This is a genomic window from Actinocatenispora thailandica, assembly GCF_016865425.1.
Lineage (GTDB): Bacteria > Actinomycetota > Actinomycetes > Mycobacteriales > Micromonosporaceae > Actinocatenispora > Actinocatenispora thailandica.
The window spans coordinates 595,778-621,403 of record NZ_AP023355.1; the positions used below are offsets into that span (position 1 = coordinate 595,778).

Annotated in this window: 24 protein-coding genes; 14 read left to right on the forward strand and 10 right to left on the reverse strand. The window is 73.2% G+C overall.

The genetic code is table 11. The annotated features are described in order from the left end of the window. Positions 1-31: 31 nt before the first annotated feature. Both greA and Athai_RS02775 read right to left on the reverse strand, forming a co-directional pair. Complete coding sequence (greA, locus tag Athai_RS02770) at positions 32-532, reverse strand: transcription elongation factor GreA (protein WP_030444907.1); 501 nt, start codon at positions 530-532, stop codon at positions 32-34. Between the two features lie 131 nt (positions 533-663). Further along, the gene (locus Athai_RS02775; RefSeq protein ID WP_203960004.1) at positions 664-1,086 is read right to left on the reverse strand and encodes a DUF4307 domain-containing protein; all 423 of its coding nucleotides are present in this window, start codon (positions 1,084-1,086) and stop codon (positions 664-666) included. Positions 1,087-1,250: 164 nt separating this feature from the next. Here Athai_RS02775 and mca point away from each other — a divergent pair, with 164 nt between their 5' ends. From mca to Athai_RS02805, 6 genes are all read left to right on the forward strand, one after another. Beyond that, positions 1,251-2,123 carry a mycothiol conjugate amidase Mca gene (mca, locus tag Athai_RS02780; protein ID WP_239156677.1) on the forward strand — a complete coding sequence of 291 codons (873 nt, stop codon included), beginning with the start codon at positions 1,251-1,253 and terminating at the stop codon, positions 2,121-2,123. Between the two features lie 101 nt (positions 2,124-2,224). Continuing rightward, positions 2,225-2,572, forward strand: a complete 348-nt coding sequence (locus Athai_RS02785) for a hypothetical protein (protein WP_203960005.1) — start codon at positions 2,225-2,227, stop codon at positions 2,570-2,572. Positions 2,573-2,860: 288 nt separating this feature from the next. Further along, complete coding sequence (locus Athai_RS02790) at positions 2,861-3,328, forward strand: hypothetical protein (protein ID WP_203960006.1); 468 nt, start codon at positions 2,861-2,863, stop codon at positions 3,326-3,328. After that, positions 3,325-5,349: a putative bifunctional diguanylate cyclase/phosphodiesterase gene (locus tag Athai_RS02795; RefSeq protein ID WP_203960007.1), complete on the forward strand. Its 2,025-nt coding sequence runs from the start codon at positions 3,325-3,327 to the stop codon at positions 5,347-5,349. The genes Athai_RS02790 and Athai_RS02795 overlap by 4 nt, the downstream gene beginning before the upstream one ends. Before the next feature lie 73 nt (positions 5,350-5,422). Further along, positions 5,423-5,854 carry a hypothetical protein gene (locus Athai_RS02800; RefSeq protein WP_203960008.1) on the forward strand — a complete coding sequence of 144 codons (432 nt, stop codon included), beginning with the start codon at positions 5,423-5,425 and terminating at the stop codon, positions 5,852-5,854. Between the two features lie 10 nt (positions 5,855-5,864). After that, a complete protein-coding gene (locus Athai_RS02805) occupies positions 5,865-7,823 on the forward strand; it encodes a thioredoxin domain-containing protein (RefSeq protein ID WP_203960009.1) in 1,959 nt (652 codons plus the stop codon). Positions 7,824-7,845: 22 nt separating this feature from the next. Here Athai_RS02805 and Athai_RS02810 read toward each other — a convergent pair whose 3' ends face one another. Continuing rightward, positions 7,846-8,157 (reverse strand): nuclear transport factor 2 family protein, encoded by a 312-nt coding sequence (locus tag Athai_RS02810; RefSeq protein WP_203960010.1) that lies wholly within the window; start codon positions 8,155-8,157, stop codon positions 7,846-7,848. A 279-nt stretch (positions 8,158-8,436) separates the two neighbouring features. On the opposite strand from Athai_RS02810, the gene Athai_RS02815 reads away from it, so the two are divergent. The 3 genes from Athai_RS02815 to Athai_RS02825 all read left to right on the forward strand — a co-directional run bounded on the left by Athai_RS02815 (position 8,437) and on the right by Athai_RS02825 (position 12,594). After that, positions 8,437-10,689: a class II glutamine amidotransferase domain-containing protein gene (locus Athai_RS02815; protein ID WP_203960011.1), complete on the forward strand. Its 2,253-nt coding sequence runs from the start codon at positions 8,437-8,439 to the stop codon at positions 10,687-10,689. A 169-nt stretch (positions 10,690-10,858) separates the two neighbouring features. Continuing rightward, complete coding sequence (locus Athai_RS02820; protein ID WP_203960012.1) at positions 10,859-11,455, forward strand: hypothetical protein; 597 nt, start codon at positions 10,859-10,861, stop codon at positions 11,453-11,455. A gap of 368 nt (positions 11,456-11,823) precedes the next feature. Next, positions 11,824-12,594 (forward strand): isoprenyl transferase, encoded by a 771-nt coding sequence (locus Athai_RS02825; RefSeq protein ID WP_203960013.1) that lies wholly within the window; start codon positions 11,824-11,826, stop codon positions 12,592-12,594. A 133-nt stretch (positions 12,595-12,727) separates the two neighbouring features. Here the strand turns inward: Athai_RS02825 and Athai_RS02830 are convergent, their stop codons facing one another. Then, the gene (locus Athai_RS02830) at positions 12,728-13,354 is read right to left on the reverse strand and encodes a LysE family transporter (protein ID WP_203960014.1); all 627 of its coding nucleotides are present in this window, start codon (positions 13,352-13,354) and stop codon (positions 12,728-12,730) included. Between the two features lie 602 nt (positions 13,355-13,956). Between Athai_RS02830 and Athai_RS02835 the strand changes: the two genes are divergently transcribed. The 3 genes from Athai_RS02835 to Athai_RS02845 all read left to right on the forward strand — a co-directional run bounded on the left by Athai_RS02835 (position 13,957) and on the right by Athai_RS02845 (position 17,185). Continuing rightward, positions 13,957-15,282, forward strand: a complete 1,326-nt coding sequence (locus Athai_RS02835; protein WP_239156678.1) for a PhoH family protein — start codon at positions 13,957-13,959, stop codon at positions 15,280-15,282. A gap of 309 nt (positions 15,283-15,591) precedes the next feature. Then, positions 15,592-16,254: an aggregation-promoting factor C-terminal-like domain-containing protein gene (locus tag Athai_RS02840; RefSeq protein ID WP_239156679.1), complete on the forward strand. Its 663-nt coding sequence runs from the start codon at positions 15,592-15,594 to the stop codon at positions 16,252-16,254. A 160-nt stretch (positions 16,255-16,414) separates the two neighbouring features. Then, complete coding sequence (locus Athai_RS02845; protein ID WP_203960017.1) at positions 16,415-17,185, forward strand: rhomboid family intramembrane serine protease; 771 nt, start codon at positions 16,415-16,417, stop codon at positions 17,183-17,185. Between the two features lie 64 nt (positions 17,186-17,249). Here the strand turns inward: Athai_RS02845 and glpX are convergent, their stop codons facing one another. Beyond that, complete coding sequence (glpX, locus tag Athai_RS02850; RefSeq protein ID WP_203960018.1) at positions 17,250-18,275, reverse strand: class II fructose-bisphosphatase; 1,026 nt, start codon at positions 18,273-18,275, stop codon at positions 17,250-17,252. 223 nt (positions 18,276-18,498) lie between these two features. Between glpX and Athai_RS02855 the strand changes: the two genes are divergently transcribed. Next, positions 18,499-19,101 (forward strand): DUF4245 domain-containing protein, encoded by a 603-nt coding sequence (locus Athai_RS02855; RefSeq protein WP_203960019.1) that lies wholly within the window; start codon positions 18,499-18,501, stop codon positions 19,099-19,101. Between the two features lie 220 nt (positions 19,102-19,321). On the opposite strand, the gene Athai_RS02860 is transcribed toward Athai_RS02855, so the two are convergent. Together Athai_RS02860 and xseA are read right to left on the reverse strand one after the other, a co-directional pair. Next, positions 19,322-19,537, reverse strand: a complete 216-nt coding sequence (locus tag Athai_RS02860; protein ID WP_203960020.1) for an exodeoxyribonuclease VII small subunit — start codon at positions 19,535-19,537, stop codon at positions 19,322-19,324. Positions 19,538-19,592: 55 nt separating this feature from the next. Beyond that, positions 19,593-20,843 (reverse strand): exodeoxyribonuclease VII large subunit, encoded by a 1,251-nt coding sequence (xseA, locus tag Athai_RS02865; protein ID WP_203960021.1) that lies wholly within the window; start codon positions 20,841-20,843, stop codon positions 19,593-19,595. A 117-nt stretch (positions 20,844-20,960) separates the two neighbouring features. Here xseA and Athai_RS02870 point away from each other — a divergent pair, with 117 nt between their 5' ends. Beyond that, positions 20,961-21,914 (forward strand): 4-hydroxy-3-methylbut-2-enyl diphosphate reductase, encoded by a 954-nt coding sequence (locus Athai_RS02870; protein WP_420829760.1) that lies wholly within the window; start codon positions 20,961-20,963, stop codon positions 21,912-21,914. 52 nt (positions 21,915-21,966) lie between these two features. Here Athai_RS02870 and Athai_RS02875 read toward each other — a convergent pair whose 3' ends face one another. The 3 genes from Athai_RS02875 to Athai_RS02885 form a co-directional block, all read right to left on the reverse strand. After that, entirely contained in the window at positions 21,967-22,485 is a 519-nt protein-coding gene (locus Athai_RS02875) for a hypothetical protein (protein ID WP_203960023.1), read from the reverse strand. 202 nt (positions 22,486-22,687) lie between these two features. Next, positions 22,688-24,142: a M6 family metallopeptidase gene (locus tag Athai_RS02880; RefSeq protein ID WP_203960024.1), complete on the reverse strand. Its 1,455-nt coding sequence runs from the start codon at positions 24,140-24,142 to the stop codon at positions 22,688-22,690. Positions 24,143-24,270: 128 nt separating this feature from the next. Beyond that, entirely contained in the window at positions 24,271-25,536 is a 1,266-nt protein-coding gene (locus Athai_RS02885) for a DNA recombination protein RmuC (protein WP_203960025.1), read from the reverse strand. Between the last annotated feature and the right edge of the window lie 90 nt (positions 25,537-25,626).

Consider the following 25,626-nt stretch of genomic DNA (forward strand, 5'->3'; position numbering starts at 1 on the left):
AACGTGCCGGGCGCCTTCGCGACGTCGGGTGTCAGCCCTGGTAGGGCTCGAAATCGACGATCGTGACCGAGATGTCCGCACCGCTGGGGGCGGTGTAGCTCACCGTGTCGCCGGAGTTGTGACCGAGGATCGCCTGGCCCAGCGCCGATTCCGGGCTGTAGACGGTCAGATCGGTGGTCGCCGCGATCTCGCGCGAGCCGAGCAGGAACTTCTCGGTGTCGTTCGGGTCGCCGTCGAACTGGATCGTCACCACCGTGCCCGGCGCGATCGAGTCGCTCTTCGGCGCCTCCCCGACCCGGGCGCCGCGCAGCAGCTCCTGCAGGTATCGGATCCGGCCCTCCATCTTGCTCTGTTCCTCGCGGGCGGCGTGGTATCCGCCGTTCTCCCGCAGGTCGCCCTCTTCGCGCCGCTCGTTGATCTCGGCGGCGATCTCCGGCCGCTTGGCGATGAGCTCGTCAAGCTCGCTCTTGAGCCGGTCATGGGCGTCCTGGGACAGCCAGGTCACAGGTGCCTCGCGGTCGGTCGTCGACACTTGGTACTCCTTCACGTGCGATCCTCGCCGGCATGCCGGCGCTGACTGCGAATTTCCAAAGCTAGCAGCGGAGCACACCAATGGGTGTACCCCGACTCACGGAATGCTGTCGGGCGGCTGCGGTACGTCGGCTAGTGTGCCGGGCCGCAGCCCACGACTTCGGCTGTGTACGCCTGGCGGGACGTGTGCAACGAATACTCGACGGTGTCGTCGGGTGCACCCGCCGGGAGCGTCACCTCGGCCCGGCCGACCTCGGCGCCGTCGTAGGCGCGGGACCGGACCGTACAGCTGGTCGCCTTGTCGTCGGGGTGTGAGATCCGCAGGGTCATCGCCACCGTGGACGAGTTCACCACTCGCGAACGCACCACCTGGGCCTGGTATTCCGACTCGCCGAACCGCTGGTAGTACCCGACGGAGACGGCCAGGCCCGCCGCGAGGACCCCGGCGATCAGCACCGGAAGCACCCAGCGCGGCGTTGCGCGACGCTCCCGCCGGCGGCCGTAACGGCCCGGCGGAAATGTCGGCGTCGTCACGCCGCTCCGGATGCTGGTCACGATCGATGTCCTCGCAGTGTTGTCAGATGTGTCGGCAAGAATGCTGTACCGACGCCCCATGGACAGCGGTTCCATCATGCCAGCGCGACCCGGTGAAGTTGGCTGACGGTGCATCGGCCGGCTGGATATGGGCTAAGTCACACGATGAGTTTCGAGGAGCATACGTGTCCGGTGATCTCCGCTTGATGGCGGTGCACGCACACCCTGACGACGAGTCCAGCAAGGGTGCCGCCACCATGGCGCGCTACGCGCGGGAGGGCGTCGAGGTCATGGTCGCCACCTGCACCGGTGGCGAGCGCGGCGACGTGCTGAACCCGAAGATGGACCGGCCCGAGGTGTGGCGCGACCTCGCCGAGATCCGGTCCAAGGAGATGGCAGCGGCGCGCGAGATCCTCGGTGTGCAGCAGTCCTGGCTCGGCTTCGTCGACTCCGGCTACCTGGAGGGTTACACCCCGGCCCGGGTCGACGAGCTGCCCGAGGACTCCTTCGCCCGGGTGCCGCTGGAGGTGGCCGCGGCGCCGCTGGTGCGGCTGATCCGCGAGTTCCGGCCGCAGGTGGTCACCACCTACGACGAGCAGGGCGGCTACCCGCACGCGGACCACATCATGTGCCACACGATCAGCGCGGAGGCGTTCGACGCGGCCGGCGACCCGAACCGCTACCAGGAGTTCGGCGAGCCGTGGCAGCCGAGCAAGCTCTACTACGACATGGGCTTCAGCAAGGACCGCATCATGGCCCAGCACGAGGCGATGCTCGCCGCCGGGCTGGAGTCCCCGTGGGCCGAGGCGATCGAGAAGTGGGACTGGAGCCGGGACAAGGGCGGCCGGGTCACCACCCGGGTGCCGTGCGGCGAATACTTCTCGATCCGGGACGACGCGCTGCGGGCGCACGCGACCCAGGTCGATCCGGACGGCCAGTGGTTCCGGGTGCCGCTGGACATCCAGCAGAAGGTGTGGCCGACCGAGGACTTCGAGCTGGCGAAATCGCTGGTCGAGACGTCTCTGCCGGAGGACGACCTGTTCGCCGGGCTGCGCTGACCTGCCCACCTGCCCCAGGCGTACCGTTGACGCTCCGGCCGGCGCAGCTGCGCGGCGCCGGCCGATGCGTGGGATGCGCCGAGGGTGTGGAGGTGCCGACGATGTCCGTGCTCGCTGCCGGGTCTGCGGTGGCCGCCGCGCTGCCGTTGGCGAAGAACGACTTCGGTGACACCGAGGCGGGCGGGATGGCCGGTCCGCTCGGCCTCGTCGTGATCATCCTGCTGGCGATCGCCACGGTGCTGCTCATCCGCAACATGAACCGACGGTTGCGGCGCCTGCCCGCTCGGTTCGACGATGGTTCGACATCCGAGCAGCCCCTCCCGCTCGACGAGGTTTCGGGGCAGGATCACTCCAGCGAGGACCACTCCGGTGGCGACCATCCCGAGCAGAGCGAGGCGGCCGGTGATGCGGAGGCGAGCAGCAAGTCGGGGTCGACCGACCCGCGCTGACCGCGCGCCATCCCTGCGCCACTCGAAGTGGCCCCTGTTTCACTCTCTGAGTAGATTTGCCGCGACCGTTTTGTCGGACTGCGCCCCTTCGACCACTTCGGTACCATCGATCGGGTCACATCGGCCGGTTTTCCAATTCCGATTGATACCGGACATCCCTACGCTGGCCGCGGGGAGGTGCCGGACCCTTTCTGCCGTGTCGAGAAGGGGGGTGCACCACTCATGCGTGAGGGCGTTTGGGGCTGAGTACACATCCGATGGTTCGGATGCAGGTGAGGAGGCGGGCCGATGAGGTCGATCCGGCCCTTCTCCGGAGACACTCCGACCAGCCTGCGAATGCTGGTCGGTACGAGTTGCGTCGCGGCGCTGGCGATCGCCGGCGCCGCGATCGCCAGCGCGGAACACCCGCCCGGTCCGTACCGGTTCCTGGCCACCATCGGCCTGTTCGCCCTGGCCCGCAGCATGGTGCTGTGGATCCGGGCCGGCAGCCAGCGGTTCGGGTTGAGCTGGGGTGAGGCCGCGCTGCTGGTCGGCATGTGCCTGCTGCCACTGCACTGGCTGGTCGCCGTGGTCCCGGTCGGGGCCCTGGTCGGCGGCGTGCTCAGCGGCGCCGCGCCGATCAAGACGCTGTACAACACGGCCGCCGCGACCATCAGCACGGCCGCCGCCTGCCTGGTCGTCGGGGGCTCGGCGGCGTCGGCGAGGTGCCACCGCTCAGCGTCCGCACCGCGGTCGCACTGGCTGCCGCCGGCGTGACGTACTGGCTGATCAGCTCGCTGCTCGCGGGGGCGGCCATCTGGCTCACCGCCGGTCGCGCGCGTGCCCGCGCCGCGGTTTTCAGCAATCCGAGCGCGAAGCTCGTCATGCTTGCCGGCAACATCACCCTCGGCCTGGTCGCGGTCGGCCTCGGCCTCGCCGACTTCCGGTACCTCGCCGCCGCGCCGCCGCTGATCTGGCTGCTGCACGAGGTGTACACGGCGCGGATGCGGGCCGGTGACGAACGCCGGGCCTGGCAGGAACTGGCCGGCGCGGTGCACGCGATGAGCCGGCTGGACGTGTCCGGGGTGGTGTCCGCTGCCGCCGCCGGTGCGCACCGGCTGTTCGCCCCGGAGGCCGTCGAGGTCGCGGTGTGCCGGTCCGGCGCGCCGACCCGGCGGTACCGCAGCGACACCGCCGGCGAGGTCCGGGCCGGCGCCGAGCCGCCCATCGACGGCGCCGGGGTGCTCGTGCACGAACTCTCCGTCGGCGAGGAGAAGGTCGGTGAGCTGCGGGTCCGGTTCCACGATCCGAGTACGGTCGGGGTCCGGGAGCGGCTCGCGCTGTCCGCCTTCGCCGACGCTCTCGGCGCCGCGCTGCACAACGCCGCCTCGCACGCGCGGCTGCGGGAGATGGCCGACCGCAAGGCGTACGAGGCGGAGCACGACCTGCTCACCGGGCTGGTGAACCGGATCAAGCTGCTGGAGTACGGCGACGAGCAGTTGCGGGTGGAGCCGAACGAGGACCCGCGCGAGGTGGCGCTGCTGCTGCTCGACCTGGACCACTTCAAGGACGTCAACGACACCCTCGGGCACGCCGCCGGCGATCAGCTGCTGCGCGCGATCGCCACCACGCTGTCGTCGCGTACCGAGCCGGACGAGATGCTGGCCCGGCTCGGCGGGGACGAGTTCGCGCTGCTCATCCCGTCCCCGCCGGTGTGGCGGCAGGGTTCCGAGTACGCCGCGGAGCGGGCCCGCCAGCTCGCCGCCGCGCTCGCCGCGCCGGTGGAGATCGCCGGCGTCGCGCTGTCGGTGGAGGCGGCGATCGGGGTCGCCGCGGTGCCGGCCGGCGGGTGCGTCATGGCCGAACTGCTGCGCCGCGCCGACGTGGCCATGTACCAGGCGAAACGCACCGGGCGGGCGATCTGCCGGTACGACCCGGCGCGGGATGCGGCGAGCACCGACCGGCTGGCACTGCTGGCCGAGCTGCGCGCCGCGCTCGCGGCCGACGACCAGCTGATCCTGCACGTCCAGCCGGCGATCGACCTGGCCTCGGGGGAGCCGACCGGCGCCGAGGCGCTGATCCGGTGGCAGCACCCGCGCCGCGGCCTGCTGGGGCCGGGCGAGTTCGTCGGCGTGGTCGAGCAGAGCGAGTTGGTCGGACCGTTCACCCGGTACGTGCTGGACGTCGCGCTCGGCGTCATGTCGCGCTGGGGTGCGGAGGGGCTCGACATCCCGGTCGCGGTGAACATGTCGGCGCGCAGCCTGCTCGACCGCAACCTGCCGGCCGACGTGGCGGAGCTGCTCGGCCGCCACCACGTCCCGCCGGAGCGGCTCGTCCTGGAGATCACCGAGACGGTGATGATGACCGAGCTGGACATCATCGACGACGTGCTGGCCGGGCTGCGGGCGCTGGGGGTCCGGCTGTCGGTGGACGACTTCGGCACCGGGTACTCGTCGCTGACGTTCCTGGCCCGGTTCGAGGTCGACGAGGTCAAGGTGGACCAGGAATTCGTGGCCCGGATGGGCGAGGCACCCGAGGCCGAGGCGATCGTACGGTCCACTGTGGAGCTGGGGCGGGCGCTGGGGCTGCGGGTGGTCGCCGAGGGGGTCGAGACCGCCGAGCAGAAGGCCGCGCTGTCGGCGATGGGGTGCGAGGCGGGCCAGGGCTACCACTTCTTCCCGCCGATGCCGGCGGACAAGACCGCGAAGGTGCTGTGGACGCTGCGCCAGGCGGCCAGCGCGCGTGGCGCGCAGGTGATTCCGCTGTCCGGCCGTGCCGCGCAGCCCGGCCAGGAGTAGCCCCGTCGCGGCGGGCCGGGCGTCGGGTCCTGCGATTGACGCCCCGGTGCGGTCTGGCTAGCTTGCTCCCCCGGTGGATGGGCGACCAGCCGATCGACTACTGGCCGTACGGCCGACCGGGCACGGCAGCATCGTCGCCTCGCCGGACGGCCGCCAGCTGTACTACCTGCACCACGGCCGGCCGACCGCGACCACGCCTGACCGCCGGCTCTACACCGAGCGCCTGTCGTTCGACGCCAGGCACCCGGATCCCGGCGGCAACCCGACGCTGCGGATCGAGCAGCCCACCGGCGACGAACCGATCCCGTCCGGGGTCGCGCCCTACTCGATCGGCGCCTCGGCGTCGGCGATCACGCTGGCCGCGGGCGGCGCGCAGCAGGTCACCGCAAAGGTCCGGAACGCCGACGGTGGCGCGCTGCCCGTCGTCGTCTCCCCGGCATCGCACCGACCAGCGCCCCGGTCGCCGCCGCGGCGGTACCGGTGCCGGTCCCGGCCCGGCGTGTGACGATGGGGTGGTGAACCGCCTTGCCGATGCGACGTCGCCCTACCTCCTGCAACACGCCGGGAACCCGGTGGACTGGTGGGAGTGGGGCGAGGCGGCGTTCGCCGAGGCGCGGCGACGGGACGTGCCGCTGCTGATCTCGGTCGGGTACGCGGCCTGCCACTGGTGTCACGTGATGGCGCACGAGTCGTTCGAGGACCCGGCGGTCGCGGCCGTGGTGAACGACCACACCGTGCCGGTCAAGGTGGACCGGGAGGAGCGCCCGGACGTCGACGCGGTGTACATGACCGCGACGCAGGCGATGACCGGGCAGGGCGGCTGGCCGATGACGGTGTTCGCCACCCCGGACGGCGCGCCGTTCTGGTGCGGCACGTACCTGCCGAAGCGGCAGTTCGTCGGGTTGGTCCAGGCGGTCGCGGGGGTCTGGCGGGACCGGCGCGACGAGGCGGTCGGGCAGGGCGCGGCGGTGACCGCGGCGCTGCGCCGGGCCGCCGCGCCGGTGGGCCCCGGGACGGCGCTGACCGCCGACCATCTCGCCGCGGCCACCCGCGCCCTGGCCGGGCAGTACGACCAGATGAACGGCGGGTTCGGCACGGCACCGAAGTTCCCACCGTCGATGGTGCTGGAGTTCCTGATCCGGCAGCACGAGCGTACCGGCGACCCGGACGCGCTCGCGCTGGTGCGGCACACCTGCGCGGCGATGGCCCGCGGCGGCATGTACGACCAGCTCGCCGGCGGGTTCGCCCGCTACGCGGTGGACGCCACCTGGACGGTGCCGCACTTCGAGAAGATGCTGTACGACAACGCATTGCTGCTGCGCGCCTACACCCACCTGGGACGGCTGACCGGCGACGAGTCGACGCGACGGGTCGCCGCGCAGACCGTCGAGTTCCTGCTGCGCGACCTGCGCGCCGGCCCCGCCTTCGCGGCGTCGCTGGATGCCGACGCGGCCGGCGCGGAGGGCAGCACGTACGTCTGGACGCCGGCGCAGCTGCGCGCCGTACTCGGTGACGCGGACGGCGCCTGGGCGGCTCGGACGTTCGCGGTGACCGACGCCGGCACGTTCGAGGGCGGCGCCAGCGTGCTCCAACTGCCGGCCGACCCGGACGACGCGGCGCGGTTCGCCGCGGTCCGCGACCGGCTGCTCGCGGCGCGCGGCGAGCGCCCGCAACCGGCCCGGGACGACAAGGTCGTCGCCGCCTGGAACGGCCTCACCATCACCGCCCTGGTCGAGTACGCGAACCTGACCGGCGACGCGGCCGCCGGCGCGGCGGCCGTCGAGGCGGGGGAGTTCCTCGCCGACGTGCACCTGGTGGACGGCCGGCTGCGGCGCATCTCGCGGGACGGCCGGGTCGGCGCCCCCGCCGGCGTGCTCGACGACCACGGCGCGGTGGCGCAGGCGTTCTGCGCGCTGCACCAGCACACCGGCGACCCGCGCTGGCTGGCCCGCGCCGAGGCGCTGCTTTCGGTTGCCCGGCAACACTTCCGCACCGAGGACGGCTGGTACGACACGGCCGACGACGCGGAACGGTTGGTGAGCCGGCCGGCCGACCCGACCGACAACGCCACCCCGGCCGGGCTGTCCGCGATCGCCGAGGCGCTGCTGACCTACGCCGCGCTGACCGGCTCGGCGCCGCACCGGGACGACGCCGAGGCGGCCCTGTCGGTACTGGCGCCGATCGTCGCCGACCATCCGCGGTTCGCCGGGCACGCGCTGGCGGTGGCGGCGGCGGCGCTGACCGGGCCGTACCAGATCGCGGTGGTGGGTGGTGACGCGCTGCGCGACGCGGCGTGGCGGGCGGCGCCGGCCGGGTCGGTTCTGGTCGCGGGGGAGCCGGACGCGCCGGGCGTGCCGCTGCTCGCCGATCGGGGGCTCGTCGACGGCGGCCCGGCCGCGTACGTGTGCCGGGGCTTCGTCTGCGACCGCCCGGCCCGTACCGCCGAGGAGCTGCAGGCCCAACTGTCCGGTTGACCGCCGGGCCGGCTCCGGATGATCAGGCCTGGCCGGTTTCGAAGCGACTGATCCGGCCGTCCGCGACGACGAAGTGCCACCGGGTGTTCATCGCGCCCCAGGTGGAGTTGGTGTAGCGGACGAGCAGATCGAGGCCGTCGTCGGACTCCGACTCGACCGCCATCTTCCCGTCGCTGCGGAAGATCTCCCGCTCGGTCCAGTCGTGCAGATCCCGGTCGGTGCCGTCGTCGGACATCGTCGCGTCGGCGGTGAGGGCCGCGGCGAGTGCGGCCCGGTCGCCGGCGTTGACCGCCGCGACGAACCGCCGCACCTCCGGCCGTGCTGGCTCGATCATGGCTCCCCCTTCTCCGCGGCCGTGCTGCCGGCGACGGTGCCGCCGCGCGCCGGCCGCCGGCGCCGCGCGATCGTGCTGCCGGCCAGGTCCTGCCGCCGACCGCTGTCGTACCGGCGCCCGACCGGCGGCGGGTCCGGTCCGACCGTAGCCGCGCCGACACCGGTACCGGGTGGATTCGCCGGCATGCGCCGGAGGGCGGCGGGAGGTGACGCCGGAGAAGGCCGTCCGTGATCACGTATGTACGATCAGTCATCGCCCGATCGATGGAGATGACGCCAGATGGCAGGACTTGCCGCATATTTCGGCATCAGCGGCCAGGCCGACGGTCAGGCACCCGGCGGTCCGGCACAAGGCGGTCCGGCACAAGACGGTCCGGCACAAGGCGGTCAGGTACCCGCCGGGCAGGCGCTCGACGACCTGGTCCGCGGCCTGGCGCCGCGCGGCGACGAGATCGCCGACTGGCACGACGGCGGCGGCCAACTGGCGATGGCGGTACGGGCCGGGATCCCGCAGGTGCACCACGACCACCGCGGTGCCGCCGTCGTCGTGGACGGCGTCGCGGAGCCGTCCACGCTGCTCGCCCGGTACGCCGAGAGTGGCGCCGCGGCGGTGCTCGGCCAGCCGGCGACCGACCCGTACGCCGCGGTGCTCGCCGACCCGACGCGCGGCGTGCTCGTGCTGTGCCGGCACGGCGACGGGCCGCCGCTCTACTACGCCCGGCACCGCGGCGCGGTGCTCGTCGCCTCCGAGCCGGCGGCGCTGCTCGCGGCCGGGGTCCCGGCCGTGCCGGACGCGGAGACGGTCGGCCGGTTCCTCGGCACCGGCGACTGCGACCGCGACACGCGCACCTTCCTCGCCGGGGTGCGGCGGCTGCTGCCGGCGCAGGTCCTGGAGGTGGGCGCGCACGGCGTCCGGCCGGTCACGCACGCGGCCGGTGCGCCGGTCACGCCGCCGCTGCCGGTCGGCGCCGGAGCGCGCCTCGGCGTACGGCTGGACGGTGCGATGACCGGGGTGGCGCTGCTCGGCCTGGCCCGCACCGACCCGGCGCCGCCCACCGACCCGGACGTACTGCCGGTGTACCGCGCCGTGCTGCCGGGCACGGCGCCGCCCGCCGCGGTGGCCGCGGCCGACCTGCGGGACGAACCGGTACCGGTGACGGTCGCCGACGTCGACGACCTGCTCCTCGGGCTGGGCGAGCCGGTACCGGATCCGGACGTGCTGGCCGCCTGGGTGGTGGCCCGCCGTGCCGCCGGTGAGGTGGACGCGCTCCTCGACCCGCTCGGCGGTACCGCGCTGCTCGCCGACACCACCGCGCCCGGCTACCTGACCCGGGTCGCGGATCGCGTCACGACCCGGTTCGGGGTGGCGCTGCAGATGCCGTACCGGCGGGTGGCCGGCACCGGGGCGGCCCGCGAACTGCTCGCCCGGTGCCGTCGCGGGCTGCCCGCCGGGGCGGTACCGGCGGCGGAGCCGGCGCCGGTGGACCCGACGCTGAGCGTGCTCCGCGCGCTGCGGCCCGACGTGTACGCGACGTTCCTGTCCGCCTCGTTCACCGGCCGGCCGGGGCACGACGCGCGGGCGGTCGTCGCCGGTTTCGGTGACCTGCTCGCCGGACGCCGCACCGATGCCGGCCGGTTCTGGCGCGCGTTCCTGCTGGAGCGGTGGCTGCGGCTGATCGAGTCCGGCGCCGCCAGCCGGCCCGCCGACGCGCCGCCGGAACAACCGTCCACGACCACGGTGGACGGTGCCCGGTGGCTGCGGCTGCCGGTCGCGACCCGGACGCTGCGCGCCGGCGACGCCTACGCCGACTCGATCGCCTGGTACGTCACCGAGCGGGTGCGCGCCGCCTGCGCCGACGACCGGTACCGGCGCCGGTTCGGCCGCTGCTGGTACCTGGTGGTGGCGGCCCGGCCGCTCGCGGTCACGCAGGGCCGGGTGCGACCGCTGTGGGAGCTGCGTCCCGGCTGGTGGGCGCGGCGGATGTCCGAGTTCGTCCGGGACCGGTCCTGGCAGGGCCTCGGCAACCCGTGGACGATGCAGACCGCGATCGACGAGGCGGGGCTGCGCCGCGTGCTGTTCGCCGCCGCGGCGGGCGCCGGCGGGCGGCTGCTGCACCGGCACGGCATGTTCGACCGGATCGCCGGGGAGCCGGTCCGGCAGGTCCGCGGTCCGGTCGAGCGGGCCACCTTCCCGGCGAACGTGGCGGTCGCCGCGGCACCGACCGACCCCGAGGCCGCCGCCGCCGACCTGCTCGCCGCGGTACGGGCGGGGCTGCGCGACGACGCCGCCGCGGGCATCGCCGGCTGCGCGGTCGTCGGTACCGACCGGGTCGCCGGCGGCTGCCAGGTGCTCGCCTGCGTCGGTGACCGTCCGGCCGGCTTCTATGCCGCGGCGTGCGCGGACGACCCGCTCGGCCGCCTCGCCGGTACCCCGGCCGCGGTGGTGCTGCTCGCGCCGCCGGAGACGGCCACCGGCGCCCCGCGACCCCGCCGTTCCGGGTCCCGGGACGCGCGCCGCGCCGCCGCACGCTGACCGCGCCGCCGCTCGCTGACCGCGCCGCTCGCTGACCGCGCCGCGCCGCCGCGTCGCCGGTCGCTGACCGCTGGCTGTGCCGCATGTGTTCGCGTTGCCCTCGCACCGTTGGCAATGATGATTGTGCGTGTAATGCTGTAATCGTCATTTCGTTCGATGGGGAGGAACGATGCGAGGAGAAGGAACCTGGCCGCCACACCGGGGCTGGGGACGAGGTCGCGGCGGCGCGCAACCCGAGCCGCCATCCGCCGCCGACGCGGCCGGGTGGATCCGCGGGCGGCTGCCCGACGACTGGTTCGTCGAGCCGCCGACCATCACCGTCGACCGCGAGGAGATCCTGATCGTCGGCGCCATCCCGCCGCCCGAGCCGTCCGGCGACGCGGCCGGCGAGGGCACCGAGGCGGAGCGGGCCGCCGCCGAGCAGGGCCGGATCGCCCGGTTCCGGGAGCAGACCCGGGACGAGCGGATCGGCATCGCGCAGCAGATCGAGCACCGCTACCGGCGGCACGCCAGCTGGGGCGCCACCTGCGGGGAGACCCGCGAGCTGTTCACCACCCAGTCGGTGCCGGTGATGACCCGGCTGCGGCAGCCGCAGCGCGTGGTGCTCGACACCCTGGTCGACGCCGGCGTCGCCAGGTCCCGCTCGGAGGCGCTGGCCTGGTGCGTCCGGCTGGTCGGCGAGCACGCCGAGGACTGGCTCGACGAGCTGCGCGGCGCCATGTCCACCGTCGAGGACCTCCGTCGCAAGGGCCCGGACCTGGGCTGACCGCGACGGCCCCGATCTGGGCCGACCGTGACCACACCGGGACGGCGGTACCGCCGGCAGCCCCGGCGCCGGGGACGCCTGGCGCCGGGGCGCCTGACCCGAGCACGGAGTCGGGGCTTCCGGCTTCCGGCTTCGGGCCCGATCCGCCGGTACCCCGACGGCATCGCGCCGCAACATCATCGTGCCGCCGACTGCCCGAGCTGCCCGGCGGCACGTACCCCGTCGCCAGCGCCGTTCGGGCGGCTCTCGGTACTGCCGGCCCGGTCGTGCCGGCACGCGGCGATTGGCAGACTTGGGCGTGTTCGTCGCCACCGATCCGGGCCCTTGGCCGCTTGCGCGGCGTACCGGGCGGCGTACGCTGCCTAGCCGTGAGCCTGCGCACCCTCGTCTACGGTCTGTACGAGCGACGGCTTCGCGCGGGACTGTCCGGGAAGCCGCTGCCGCACCACGTCGCGGTCATCATCGACGGCAATCGCCGCTGGGCCAAGGAGAACGGTTTCGACGACCCGGCCCTCGGCCACCAGGCCGGTGGCCGCAAGATCGAGGAACTGTTGCAGTGGTGCGACGACCTCGGCATCGGGCACGTGACGATCTACATGCTGTCCACCGACAACCTGAACCGGCCGGTGGCGCAGCTGGAGCCGCTGCTGCGGGTGATCGAGGACGTGGTGACCGGGCTGTCCGCCGACGGCCGGCCGTGGCGGGTGCACGTGGCCGGCGCCCTCGACATCCTGCCGGCCCGCACCGCCGAGGTGCTCAAGGCGGCCGAGGAACGCACCGCCGACCGTACCGGCGGGGCCCGCGTCAACGTGGCGGTCGGCTACGGCGGGCGGCGCGAGATCGCCGACGCGGTGCGGTCGTTGCTGCAGCAGCACGCTGCCGCCGGCACCACCATCGAGGAGCTCGCCGAGGTGCTCGACGTCGACCACATCGCCGAGCACCTCTACACCCGCGGCCAGCCCGATCCGGACCTGATCATCCGGACCAGCGGCGAGCAGCGGCTGTCCGGCTTCCTCACCTGGCAGTCGGCGCACTCGGAGTTCTACTTCTGCGAGGCGCACTGGCCGGACTTCCGGCGCACCGACTTCCTGCGCGCGCTGCGCTCGTACGCCAACCGGCAGCGCCGCTACGGTCACTGACCCGCTCCGCCGCCGTCGGCCATGGACCCGGCCCCGCCGACCGTGTCGATGGTGGACTCGAGTCCCCGCGTTTCGAGCATGGGCCGAGATCGGTGTGGCGGGTAGGCGCAGGGCCACGATCGGCGCGGGCGGGTCAGCTGAGGGCGAGCCGGATGGCGAGCGCGACGACCACCACGGCGGCGACGAGGGTGGTCGCCAGCCGGCCGCGCCGCCCGGTGAGCAGCCGGCCGAGCAGCAGCCCGGACGCCGAGAGCAGCAGTTGCCAGCTGGCCGAGGCGAGGAACGCGGCGACGACGAAGACCGCGCCGGCCACCGGACCGCCCAGGCCGCCGGCCTGCCCGCCGACGACGACCGCACCGAAGTACACCAGCGTCGTCGGGTTCAGCAGCGTCATGGCGAGCAGCACCGCGTACGCCCGTACCGGGGTCAGCGCGGTGCCCCCGGCGGCGGTCGAGGTGGCGTGCCGGCGGTACCGGCGGACCGCTCCGACCACCAGCCACCCCGCCACGAGCAGGACCACCAGCGCGGCGAGCCGGTGCGCGATCCCGGCGTACGGGGTGATCCGGCCGGCCAGCGCGGCGCCACCGAGCACCGCCGCCGCGGCGTACAGGCCGTCCACGGTGGCGATGCCGAGCGCCGCCGCGGCAGCGACCCGCGGGCCGGCGGTGGCGGACAGGGTGACCAGGTACGCGCCGACGGCGCCGATCGGGATCGCGATGCCGTACCCGGCGAGCAGCCCCGCGACGAGCGCCCCGGTCACGGTCGGGCGCCGGTACGCCTCCCGACCCGGGCCTGCTGCTGCCGGCGCGCGGTGGCGGTACGCGGAGCGCGGGCGGCGAGCAGGCGGGTGCGGGTCGTACGCATGATCCGACGGTGTCAGCCCACCAGCGCGGGAGCAACGTCATTTCGCCCGCCGTACCGAGGCGTCGGGCGGGCGCCGACCCGGGGGCCACCGGCCGGCACGGGAGCCGATCCGGCCGGGGCGTCGATGACGGGCGGGTGGCGAGTGGATGACACGCGCGGTGCGTAAGGGCGGGCTACTGGCCGTATCCGGATTTGCTGGCTAACGTCTGGATCGTGGTACGGGGACGTCCCGGGCCACCCGGGAGGCCCGGATGCGGCGTACGTCGTCACGGTGGGCCGGCACCCGGCCCGCGTGCGGGCGAGTCCGGCCGATGAGTCACCGGCGTGGGGATCACCGCGCCGGCCGAGAGGGCCCGACGGCCGTGCCGTCCCCAGGCCGTGTTGCGGGTGTCCCGTGGGCCGGACCGGCCGACGGCCCCGGAACGTGCCGCGGGACGCCGTTCCGGCGGGGCCTCTCACCGACCCGGCGTGGAGGTGCGCGCCTCGCGGAGTGGCCCTGTGAGCACACGTCGTAGCACCCAGGCCCCTGACTCACCCCGCCGCACCTACGTGCTGGACACCTCGGTGCTGCTGTCCGATCCGTCCGCGTTCCGGCGTTTCGCCGAGCATGCGGTCGTCCTTCCGCTGGTCGTCATCGGCGAGCTGGAAGGCAAGCGGCACCACCCCGAGCTCGGCTGGTTCGCCCGCGAGGCGCTCCGGCTGCTCGACGACCTGCGGTACCGGCACGGGCGGCTCGACGAGCCGCTGCCGGTCAACGATGCCGGCGGCACCGTGCAGGTCGAGCTGAACCACTCGGACCCGGCGGTGCTGCCGGACGGGTTCCGCAACGGCAGCAACGACGCGCGCATCCTCGCCGTCGCGCTGGCGCTGGCCGCCGACGGCCAGGACGTCACGCTCGTCACCAAGGACATGCCGCTGCGGGTCAAGGCCGCCTCGGTCGGCCTGCCCGCGGACGAGTACCGGCACGGGCAGGCGTCCGATCCCAGCTGGTCCGGGATGGCCGAGGCGGAGCTGACCGCCGACGAGATGGCGACGCTGTACGGCGGGGACCCGTTCGACCTGCCCGATGCGCGGGACCTGCCCTGCCACACCGGGTTGGTGCTGTCCTCGCCGCGCGGCTCGGCGCTGGGCCGGGTCCGGCCGGACAAGCACGTCCAGCTGGTCCGTGGCGACCGGGAGGCGTTCGGGCTGCACGGCCGGTCCGCCGAGCAGCGGGTCGCACTGGACCTGCTGCTGGACAACGAGATCGGCATCGTCTCGCTCGGTGGCCGGGCCGGTACCGGCAAGTCCGCACTGGCGATCTGCGCGGGCCTGGAGCTGGTGATGGAACGCCGGGCGCACAAGAAGGTCGTGGTGTTCCGCCCGGTGTACCCGGTCGGCGGCCAGGAACTGGGCTACCTGCCCGGCAGCGAGGCCGAGAAGATGTCGCCGTGGGGTCAGGCGGTGTTCGACACGCTCGGTGCGATCGCTTCCCAGCACGTCGTCGACGAGGTGCTGGAACGCGGGCTGCTGGAGGTGCTGCCGCTGACCCACATCCGGGGCCGGTCGTTGCACGACGCGTTCGTGATCGTCGACGAGGCGCAGTCGTTGGAGCGCGGGGTGCTGCTCACGGTGCTGTCCAGGATCGGTACCGGGTCACGCGTCGTGCTCACGCACGACGTCGCGCAACGCGACAACCTGCGGGTCGGCCGGTTCGACGGGGTGACGGCGGTGATCGAGACGTTGAAGGGGCATCCGCTGTTCGCGCACGTCACACTCACCAGGTCGGAACGATCTCGGATCGCTGAAGTGGTAACGGATCTGTTGGAGGATTTGACCCCATAGATCCCCACCTCCGGGTGACCCGACGAGTCACCCGAAACCCCGGTCGCCCGTTGGCCCTGGCATGGACCAACGGGCGATCGTCTGCGCTGAGTTGACTCAGCGTGATGCGGCGCGTCCGTACCGCTCACGGTGTTTGCGACTGACGGTGACGGTTGCCACTATCCGCGGGCTCCGGCCTGGCGTGTCGCCTTCGGGTGAGTCAGGGTGGTACGCCGAACGGTCGCCGGCACGCGCGGTAGCCGTTCCACCCCCTGTCCCCGTCGAAGGGAACGACGCGTGAGCCGGATCGGCACGAAGTTGTCAGTTCGGATGTTCGCAGTCTTCGTCCTCGTCGGCGGTCTCGCCGGCGGCGCGTACCTGACGGTGCACCGCCCCGGTCGGCAACCGACCGAGGTGGCGCAGCAGCAGGTCGTCGGGCAGCCGATCGATCCGATCGAGGAGCAGCAGGCGCAACGCCAGGCGACCGACGGGTACCGGCAGCAGAAGATGCGCGAGGAGGCGAGCCGCAGCGCGGCCCGGGACGCCAAGCAGCGCGCCGCGGCCGGTGGTGAGCACGCCGCCGCGGTCGCCGGCGACGCGGACGCCGCGAAGAAGGCCGAGGACCAGAAGAAGGCCGGCTCCTCGGGTACCAGCGGCGGCTCCGTCGGCCCGGTGCCGACATCCTGCAAGGAGTACAGCGGGAACCGCGCCACCGGGTGCACGCTGATGCTGCAGGCCGGGTTCAAGCTCGACCAGATGGCCTGTCTGGACAAGCTGTGGACCCGGGAGAGCGGCTGGAACGTGCACGCCTCGAACCCGTCCGGGGCGTACGGCATCCCGCAGGCGCTGCCCGGTGACTCGATGGCCTCGTACGGCGACGACTGGCAGGACAACCCGGTCACCCAGATCAAGTGGGGCCTCAACTACATCAAGAACCGCTACTCCACGCCGTGTGGTGCCTGGGACCACTCGCAGTCCACCGGCTGGTACTGACACCGACCCGCCCGCGCCGTCGACGGCGCGGCGCGGCGCGGCAGCGAACCGCGGCGACACCCGGCCGCACGACCGGGTGTCGCCGCGTTGCATGTCCGCGACCGTGGAACCGGGGAAAACCCCGATGGGCGAGCTGGCGCGACGCTGGTACCAAGGAGGTATGGCTACCGGCGGACTGCGTTCCGATACCGCGACGGGTGACGACCGGCTGCGGTTCGGCACCGAGGCGTTCTACGCCTCGATCGGCCGCGCGTTCCTCGCGATGTGCGCGTTCATCCCGGTGCTGTGGGGCATCGAAGGGCTCAACGCGCTGTTCGGTGGTGCGCTGGACCGCGCCGGCGGCATCGAGCCGCGCAGCCTGACCGGCATCGACGGCGTCGTGTTCGCCCCGTTCCTGCACGCGAGCTTCACCCACGTGCTGGCCAACAGCGTGCCACTGCTGCTGCTCGGCACGTTCGTGCTGGCCGGCCAGCCGAAGCGGTTCTTCTTCATCACCGGGTTCATCGCGCTGGTGTCCGGGCTGACGGTGTGGGTGTTCGGCCCGAGCAACTCGATCACCGTCGGGGCCAGCGGCGTGATCTTCGGCTACCTCGGCTACCTGCTGCTGCGCGGGCTGGTGGAGCGGCGCTGGTGGAGCCTCGGCATCAGCCTGCTGATGGGGCTGCTGTTCGGCTGGCAGCTGATCGGCATCCTGCCCGGCGAGGAGCACGTCTCCTGGCAGGGCCACCTCGGCGGTTTCCTCGCCGGTCTGGTCGCGGCCATCCTGTTCCGGCAGCCCCGGGCGCGCCGGTCGAAGCCGACCGGCGACGGCCCCTCGACCGGCCTCGGCGGTTCGTCCCCGACGCTCACCCTGCCCGGCGCGGACGGTCTCGGCCTCGGCAAGACCGGCACCGACCGCACCGTCGAGATGCCCGGCGGCGGCGCCGGCTGACGCCCGTCGTCTCGCACCTGCGGCGCCGCAGGTGCGAGACCCGTCGACCCGGACCGGGCGGCGGTCAGTCGGTTTCGACCGGGTCGCCGCCGAAGTCGACCATCGAGTACTGGCGGAGCTTCTCCAGCCGGTGCATCCCGTCGATCATGCGGATCGTGCCGCTCTTGGAACGCATCACGATCGACTGCGTGGTCACCCCGCCGGACCGGTACCGGACGCCGCGCAGCAGGTTGCCGTCGGTGACGCCGGTGGCGGCGAAGAACGCGTTGTCGCCGGCGACCAGGTCGTCGGTGCGCAGTACCCGGGACAGGTCGTGGCCGGCGTCGATCGCCTTCCGCCGCTCCGCGTCGTCCTTCGGCCAGAGCTTCGCCTGCAGCGAGCCGCCCAGGCACTTCATCGCGCAGGCCGCGATGATGCCCTCCGGGGTACCGCCGATGCCCATCAGCACGTCCACCCCGGACTGTTCCCGCGCGGCGCTGATCGCGCCGGCCACGTCGCCGTCCCGGATGAAGTGGATGCGGGCGCCGGTGTCCCGGATGTCGGCCACCAGCTGGTCGTGCCGGGGCCGGTCCAGGACGCAGACGGTGACGTCGGAGATGCTGGTGCGCTTGGCCTTCGCGACGCGCCGCAGGTTCTCCCGGACCGGCGCCTCGATGTCGATGACGTCCGCGCAGTCCGGCCCGACGGCGATCTTGTCCATGTAGAAGACGGCGGACGGGTCGAACATCGCGCCGCGCTCGGCCACCGCGAGCACGGCCAGCGCGTTCGGCATCCCGGCCGCCATCAGCGTGGTCCCGTCGACCGGGTCGACCGCCACGTCGACCTCCGGGCCGGTACCGTCGCCGACCCGCTCGCCGTTGTAGAGCATCGGGGCGTTGTCCTTCTCGCCCTCACCGATGATCACCACGCCGCGCATCTGGATCGAGTTGATCAGCTGGCGCATGGCGTCGACCGCGGCACCGTCGCCGCCCTCCTTGTCGCCCCGGCCGACCCACCGGCCCGCGGCCATCGCCGCCGCCTCGGTCACCCGTACCAGCTCCAACGCCAGGTTTCGGTCCAGAACCTCGGTGTGTCGCGAAGTGCCTGCCATGGTCTTCCCCCTCCGCCAGCTGTGCCCGTACCGGTGCCGGATGGCCGGGCCGCCGCCCCGACCCGTTCCCCGAAATCCTGGCAGATCGCCGGGCCGGCCGCGGGCGGGCCGGGGTCCGATGTGGCGTGGCCACCCCGGCGCGGCCACCCGGCGCGGCCACCCGGCTCGGCCACCCGGCTCGGCCACCCGGTGCGGCCACCCCGGCGTGGTCACGGCGGCGCGGATGGGCGACGATGGATACGTGGCGCGCCGAGTACCGCTGTACACCGACGAGGGCACGCCCCCGGCACCGACCGAGGGCGAGCCGACGGCGCGCCGACGCCGCGGCGGTACCGGCCGGGACATGATCCTGTCGATGGCGGCGCTGCTGGTGCCGATCCTGATCGCGGTCGGGGTGTGGCGCTACCTCGACTCGGACAAACAGGTCAACGTCGTCGATCCGAAGCCGGCCATCGCGCAGGCCCGGCAGGCCGACCGGTTCCCGGTCGCGGCGCCGCGCTCGCTCGGCGCCGACTGGAAGGTCACCAGCGCCGAGACCACCACCAGGAAGGGCACCGCGACACTGCGGCTCGGGTACGTGACGCCGTCCGGCGGGTTCGCCCAGATCGTGGAGAGCAACGGCGACGCGGCCGCGCTGCTCGCCGACTCGGTGCCGAAGCATGCGCGGCCGTCCGGCAGCGTGCACATCGGTGGCGCCGACTGGGCGCGCTACACCGGCGACAAGAACAACCAGGTGCTGGCGCTGATGCAGCCGAAGCGCACCATCCTGGTCGTCGGCCAGACCAACGACGACGAGATGCGCACGCTCGCCGGTTCGCTGCACTGACCGTGCCCGGGGCGGACAGCACACCGCCCACCGACGGTGTCGATGGGCGGTGTGCTGCGGTCCGACGATGCGTATACCCCCCGGAAATACACCTCGGCCGATCGCTCACCTCAAGGCTTAGCCCTCGGTGGGCAGGTTGCGACAGGGCTGGCGGGGCGATTTAACCCGACGTTGGTACAGCCGCACCTGACCGAACGGACCGTTGGGGTACCGCTGGGCCTCAGCTGGCGCTGTCGTCGCGCGCGGCGCGGGCCGCGTCCAGCCGCTCCTTCGCGCCGTCCAGCCAGCGCTGGCAGACGTCCGCCAGGCGCTCGCCGCGCTCCCAGAGCGCCAGCGACTCCTCCAGCGAGGTACCGCCCGCCTCCAGCTTCTCCACCACCGAGGCGAGTTCCGCCCGCGCCTTCTCGTAGCTGACCGTCGTGTCCTCGTCCGTCACAGCGATCACCTTACGGCGCGGCCCGGCGCGGTCCGCCGGACGGCGCCGGCCGGTGTCACGCCGGCGGCGGCTCGGCGGGATCGCCGGCGGTCGCGGCGAGCTCCCCGCCGGCCAGCCGTACCCGCAGCGCCGCGCCGGGCGCCACGTCGGCCGGATCGCGCAGTACCGCGCCGTCGGCGGCGCGCTGCACGACCGCGTACCCGCGCTGCATGGTGGTCAGCGGGGACAGCGAGCGCAGCCGGGCCACCGTGTGCCGCAGGTCGCTGCCGGCCGCCTCGATCCGGTGCGCCAGGACGCGCCGGGCCCGGTCCCGCAGCCCGTCGACCTCGTCGCGCCGGCCGGACAGCAACAGCTCGGGCCGCGCCAGTACCGGACGGGACCGGACCGCGGAAAGCCACCGCCGCTCGCCGTCGAGCAGGTGCGTCACCGCCCGGTCCAGCCGGTACCGGTGCTGCTCGATCACCCGCCGCTCCTCGGCCAGGTCGGGTACCACCCGCTTGCCGGCGTCGGTCGGCGTCGAGCAGCGCACGTCGGCGACGTAGTCGACCAGCGGGGTGTCGGTCTCGTGCCCGATCGCGGACAGCACCGGGGTGCGGCAGCCGAACACCGCCCGGCACAGCGCCTCGTCGGAGAACGGCAGCAGGTCCTCGACGCTGCCGCCGCCGCGGGCCAGCACGATCACGTCCACCTCGGGGTTCGCGTCCAGCTCCGCCAGCGCGTCGAGGATCTGCGGTACCGCGGTCGGGCCCTGCACCGGCACGTTGCGGACCGCGAAGCGCACCGCCGGCCAACGGGCCGCGGCGTTCTCCTGCACGTCGCGCTCCGCGGCGCTGGCCCGCCCGGTGACCAACCCGACGGTACGGGGCAGGAACGGTGGCCGCCGCTTCCGCTCCGGCGCGAACAGCCCCTCCGCGGCGAGCACCTTCTTCAGCCGCTCCAGCCGGGCCAGCAGCTCCCCGAGCCCGACGTGCCGCAGCTCGTCGGCGCGCAGCGACAGGCTGCCGCGGCCGGCGTAGAACTCCGGCTTCGCGTGCACCACCACCCGGGAGCCCTCCCGCAGCGGCGGGTCGCACGACTCGAACGTGTCCCGGTAGCAGGTCACCGACAGGCTCATCTCGGCCGACGGGTCCCGCAGCGTCAGGAACACCAGCCCGGCGCCAGGGCGCCGGCTGACCTGCGCGACCTGGCCGTCCACCCAGACCCAGCCGAGCCGGGCGATCCAGGCGGAGATCTTCTGGCTGACCACCCGCACCGGCCAGGGTTCGTCCGGGCTGGTACGCGGCGCCTCGGCGGCAGATTCGGCCATCCGACGAGCTTAGGTCCCCGCCGCCGGCCGCCCGTGCACCCCGGTCGCCCGGACCGCCGGCTGTGGAGGACCTCACCTCGGCCTGCGGTACCGGCGCGGCGGCCTACCATGGGGATCATGACGAAGCGGGTGCTGCTGGCCAGGCCGCGCGGATACTGCGCCGGCGTCGACCGAGCCGTGGAGACCGTCGAGCGGGCGCTCGAACTCTACGGCGCACCCATCTACGTGCGGAAACAGATCGTGCACAACAAGCACGTGGTGCAGACGCTGGAGCGCAAGGGCGCGATCTTCGTCGAGGAGAACGACGAGGTGCCGGAAGGTGCCACGGTGATCTTCTCCGCGCACGGCGTCGCCCCCGAGGTGCACGAGCAGGCCAAGCAGCGCAACCTGCGCGCCATCGACGCGACCTGCCCGCTGGTCACCAAGGTGCACCAGGAGGCCCGGCGGTACGCGCGGGACGAGTACGACATTCTGCTCATCGGTCACGAGGGGCACGAGGAGGTCGTCGGCACCAGCGGCGAGGCGCCCGAACACATCACCCTGGTCGACGGCCCCGACTCGGTGGACGACGTCGAGGTCCGCGACCCGAGCAAGGTGGTCTGGCTGTCCCAGACCACGCTGTCGGTCGACGAGACGCTGCAGACCGTCGACCGGCTCAAGCGCAAGTTCCCCGGCCTGCAGTCGCCGCCGTCCGACGACATCTGCTACGCGACGCAGAACCGGCAGCAGGTCGTCAAGCAGATCGCGCCCGACTGCGACGTGCTGCTGGTGATCGGCTCCCGCAACTCGTCCAACTCGGTGCGGCTGCGCGAGGTGGCGCTGGAGGCCGGCGCCCGCGCGTCGTACCTGGTCGACTTCGCGTCCGAGATCGACGACGGCTGGCTCGTCGGCGCCGAGACCGTCGGCCTCACCTCCGGTGCCTCGGTACCCGAGGACCTCATCGAGCAGGTCGTCGGTCACCTCGCCGAACGCGGGTACGCCGACGTCGAGGAGATCACCACCGTGCAGGAACGCCAGACGTTCGCCCTGCCGCGGGAGATCAAGCGCGACCTCGCCGCCCGCAACACCTGAACCCTGTCGGTCAGCCGGAGCGGGAGAGCTCGATCCGCCCCCAGCACCGGCGTCACCGGGAGTCGGGCTCGCCTTCGCCGCGGCGCCGCCGACCCTCCTGCACCGCGGCGGTTGCCAGACAGAACCAGCCCAGCACGCCGAAGAAGATCCGGTCGGTGGCGGCCCGGGACCGCCAGTACTCGGTTTCGGAGATCTCGGTGACCTGGCCGGAACCCGCGTTGCGCCAGTAACGGTCGCCGCGGTGTACCAACCCGAACGGGCTTGCCATCGGCATGCTCACCAGGATGGACGACACCAGCACCACGCCCGCGATGCTGGCAGGCACCCGGAGCCGTCGGGGTAACGCGGCGGCCGACCGGATGTCGTCCGCCATGGCCAGCCAGGATCTGTTCCAGCTGCGACGCTGGCGGTGGATGCTCCACTGCGCCAGCACGGCACCGGCCACCGCGACCGGCACCGCGGGCATCGACAACCACCACGGTGGGGCCCACGGGCCGGGCAGCACCGTGACCCCCACCAGAGCCACGCAGTACGCCGTCGCGACGGTGGCGACGCGGATCAAGATCAGCACCGGACGATGGTGGCAACGCGCCCGTTCGTTGGCCATCGGCCGTACGGTGCGGATCGCCCGCGCCCGGCCGCCCGGTGACGGTGAGGGGGGTCCGTCGCCGGTTCGCTGCCTGGCGCGGGCGATCTCGCGGGCGGGCAAACCCGCCCGGTGGGTGTTGCCGGGGTGTGCCGCCGGGGGCGAGGACCCGGCGGCACGACGATCTTCAGGACACGTCGAGGGCGGTGTCGTCGAGCACGAAGGACGTCTGCAGCTTGGAACCCTCGGTACCGGTGAAGCGGAGAGTGACGGTCTGCCCCGCGTACCCGGAGAGGTCGACGGATTTCTGCACGTAGCCGGAGGTCGCGTCGGTGTTGGAGTAGCTGGCCAGCGTGCTGGTGCCGGCCGAGGTGACCGCGTCGAGCTTCAGCTTGTCGTACGCGGTGCTGCTGGTCTCGGCGGTGTCGATGTGCAGCCAGTACGAGAACGTCGCGGTGCCGCAGCCGGCGGGGATGGCGACCGACGTGGACAGCGTGTCGGTGTGCGTGCTGCCGTAGCCGTCGAGCCACGCCTTGTACGACCCGGTGTGTGCCGGCTCCTGCGAACTGGTGGTGATCACGCCGGAGGTGGCCGACCAGCCGGTGCTGCCGCTCTCGAAGCCGGCGTTGCTGATCAGCTGACCGGCGGTGCAGGTACCGCCGCCCCCGGTGCCGCCGCCGGTGGTGGAGCCGCCGCCCAGCCACGCGGTCGCGTTCAGCGCCAGCGCGGCGTTGCTGTTCGTGTTCCACCCGTCGTACAGGGTGTTGCCGGACTGGCCGGTGCCATCGTCGATGGGGGAGCTGTCCCCCCAGACCGCGACCCGGCCGCTGCCGAAACTGCTGGTGGCGAAGAACGAACCGGTGTCGCCGCCGGCGGTCGCGGACGACTGGTAGACGAGGCCCTTGACGGCGGAGTTGTCGGCCGGCTTGAGCGTCTGCGTGGTGCCGTCGTTGATGCTGGACGAGGTCACGTCGCCGAAGCTGCCGTGCAGCACCGGGTCGCTGCTGTCGGAGATCGCCTTCGGGGTGTCGGCGTTGATGTCCTTGACGTCGATCGAGAACCCGAACGGGTCCGACGAGTCGACGCTGTTGTTGGTCATCAGGTCGTTGAGCACGCCGACCGAGTCGATGCCGTCGTTGTTGCGGTCGCTGTTGTTGTGGTCGCTGATCATGAACAGCCCGCCGCCGGCCTGCACGAACTTCATCACCGCGGTCTTCTCTGCGGCGCTGAGCTGCACGTTCGGCTCGGGGAGCACGAACACGTCGACGTTGGCGAGGTCCTGCGCGCCGCCCCCGCCGTACGTGATGGTGTCGCCGGCCGGCAGCGTCTGCAGGCTGTACCCGCCGGTCTTCTGCAGCGCCACCCCCCAGGACGACAGCGCGCCGGTCCAGTCGGTCTCGGACTGCGGGTTCGCGTTCTCTCCCAACGGATCCGGCTGGGAGGTACTGATGATCCAGTCGGCGTTGCCGGCGGTCTCCGCCTTGCTGTTGTCGAACAGGACCCGGATCGGCGCGTCGGCGTTCGGGGTGGCGGTGTGGCGCGCCGGCGCTCCGGCGGCGGTGCTGGCGCCGGCGAGCAGGGCGCCCACCAGGGCGGCCCCGCCGAGCAGTGCGATGGTGCGCGGTCGTGTCGTCAGGCGCATGGGACCTCCCTGGCCGTGAGCAGAACAGGTCAGGATAAGTGCCCACAGACGCCGGCAACAGTGGCAAAAACACCTATTCACCCGAGCGCTGGCATCCGTTCACACACCGTTACGGAACGGGCGGGCGGTCAGGCTTCGCCGCTGCGCCGGGCGGACTCCGCGGCAGCGGGCGCCGGATCGCGCGGCTGGCGGGGCAACTCGTCGAACGCGACCAGCGCGGACTGCTCGCTCGCCACCAGCTCCGGTGCCTGCAACTGGCGGGCCGCCGACTCGACCTGCGGCGGCGCGCCGAGCAGCTCGGCCGCCTCCGACTCGCCCGCCACCCCCAGGTCGGCGAACTTGCGCGCGGTCACCAGCACCCGGCTCTCCAGCGAGCCGACCGTCTTGTTGTACGCCGTCACCGCACCGGACAGCGCGCCACCGAGCTTGGCGACGTGCCCGCCCATGGTGGCGAGCCGCCCGTACAGCTCCTTGCCGAGCCGGTGCACGTCGGCCGCGTTCGCGGCGAGCGCGTCCTGCCGCCACGCATACGCCACCGTGCGCAGCAGGGCGATCAGCGTCGCCGGGGTCGCGATCACCACGTTGCGTTCGAACCCGTGCTCCAGCAGGGTCGGGTCGCGCTGCAGTGCGGCGTCCAGGAACGTGTCCGCGGGCACGAACAGCACCACGAACTCGGGCGCCGTCTCGAACGCCGACCAGTACGCCTTGGCGGCGAGCTGATCGACGTGCCCGCGCAGGTGCCGGGCGTGCGCGTCCAGCCGGGCGTTGCGGGTCTGCTCGTCCCGCGCCTCCATCGCGTCCAGGTAGCCGCTGAACGGCGCCTTCGCGTCGACCACCACCTGCTTGCCGCCGGACAGGTGCACCACCAGATCGGGCCGGACGACCGCGTCGTCGGTGGTCACGGTGACCTGCTCGTCGAAATCGCAGTGCGACACCAGGCCGGCCGCCTCCACGATGCGCCGCAGCTGGTGCTCGCCCCACCGGCCGCGCACCTGCGGGGCGCGCAGCGCCGACACCAGCTGGCCGGTCTGGGTGCGCAACTGCTCGGAGGTACCGGCCACCTCGCGCAGCTGCTCGCGCAACTCCGCGTAGGCGCCGACCCGGGACCGCTCCAGCTCGGCCAGCTGCTGCTCGTACCGCGAGAGGCTGTCGCGCAGCGGGGCGACCAGGGTGCCGAGGCTCGCCGACTGCTCGCGGGCGGCGTCGTGGGTGAGCGTCCGCAGCGACTGCTCCAGCCGCTGCTCGCCATCGCGCGCCGCGGCCAGCCGCTCCTCCAACCGGGCGGTGTCGGCGGCGGCCCGGGAACGGGCGAACAGCACCCCGATCGCCGCTCCCGCGGCGAGGCAGAGCACGGCGACGACGAGTACGACAGCGACGTCCATGGGCGCCAGCATGCCCCGCGGGTGCGACGATTTCACGCACCGCCACGGGTGCGGATCGTTGCGGACGTACCGGGCAGGGCGGACGGGCTCTCGGGTAAGCGC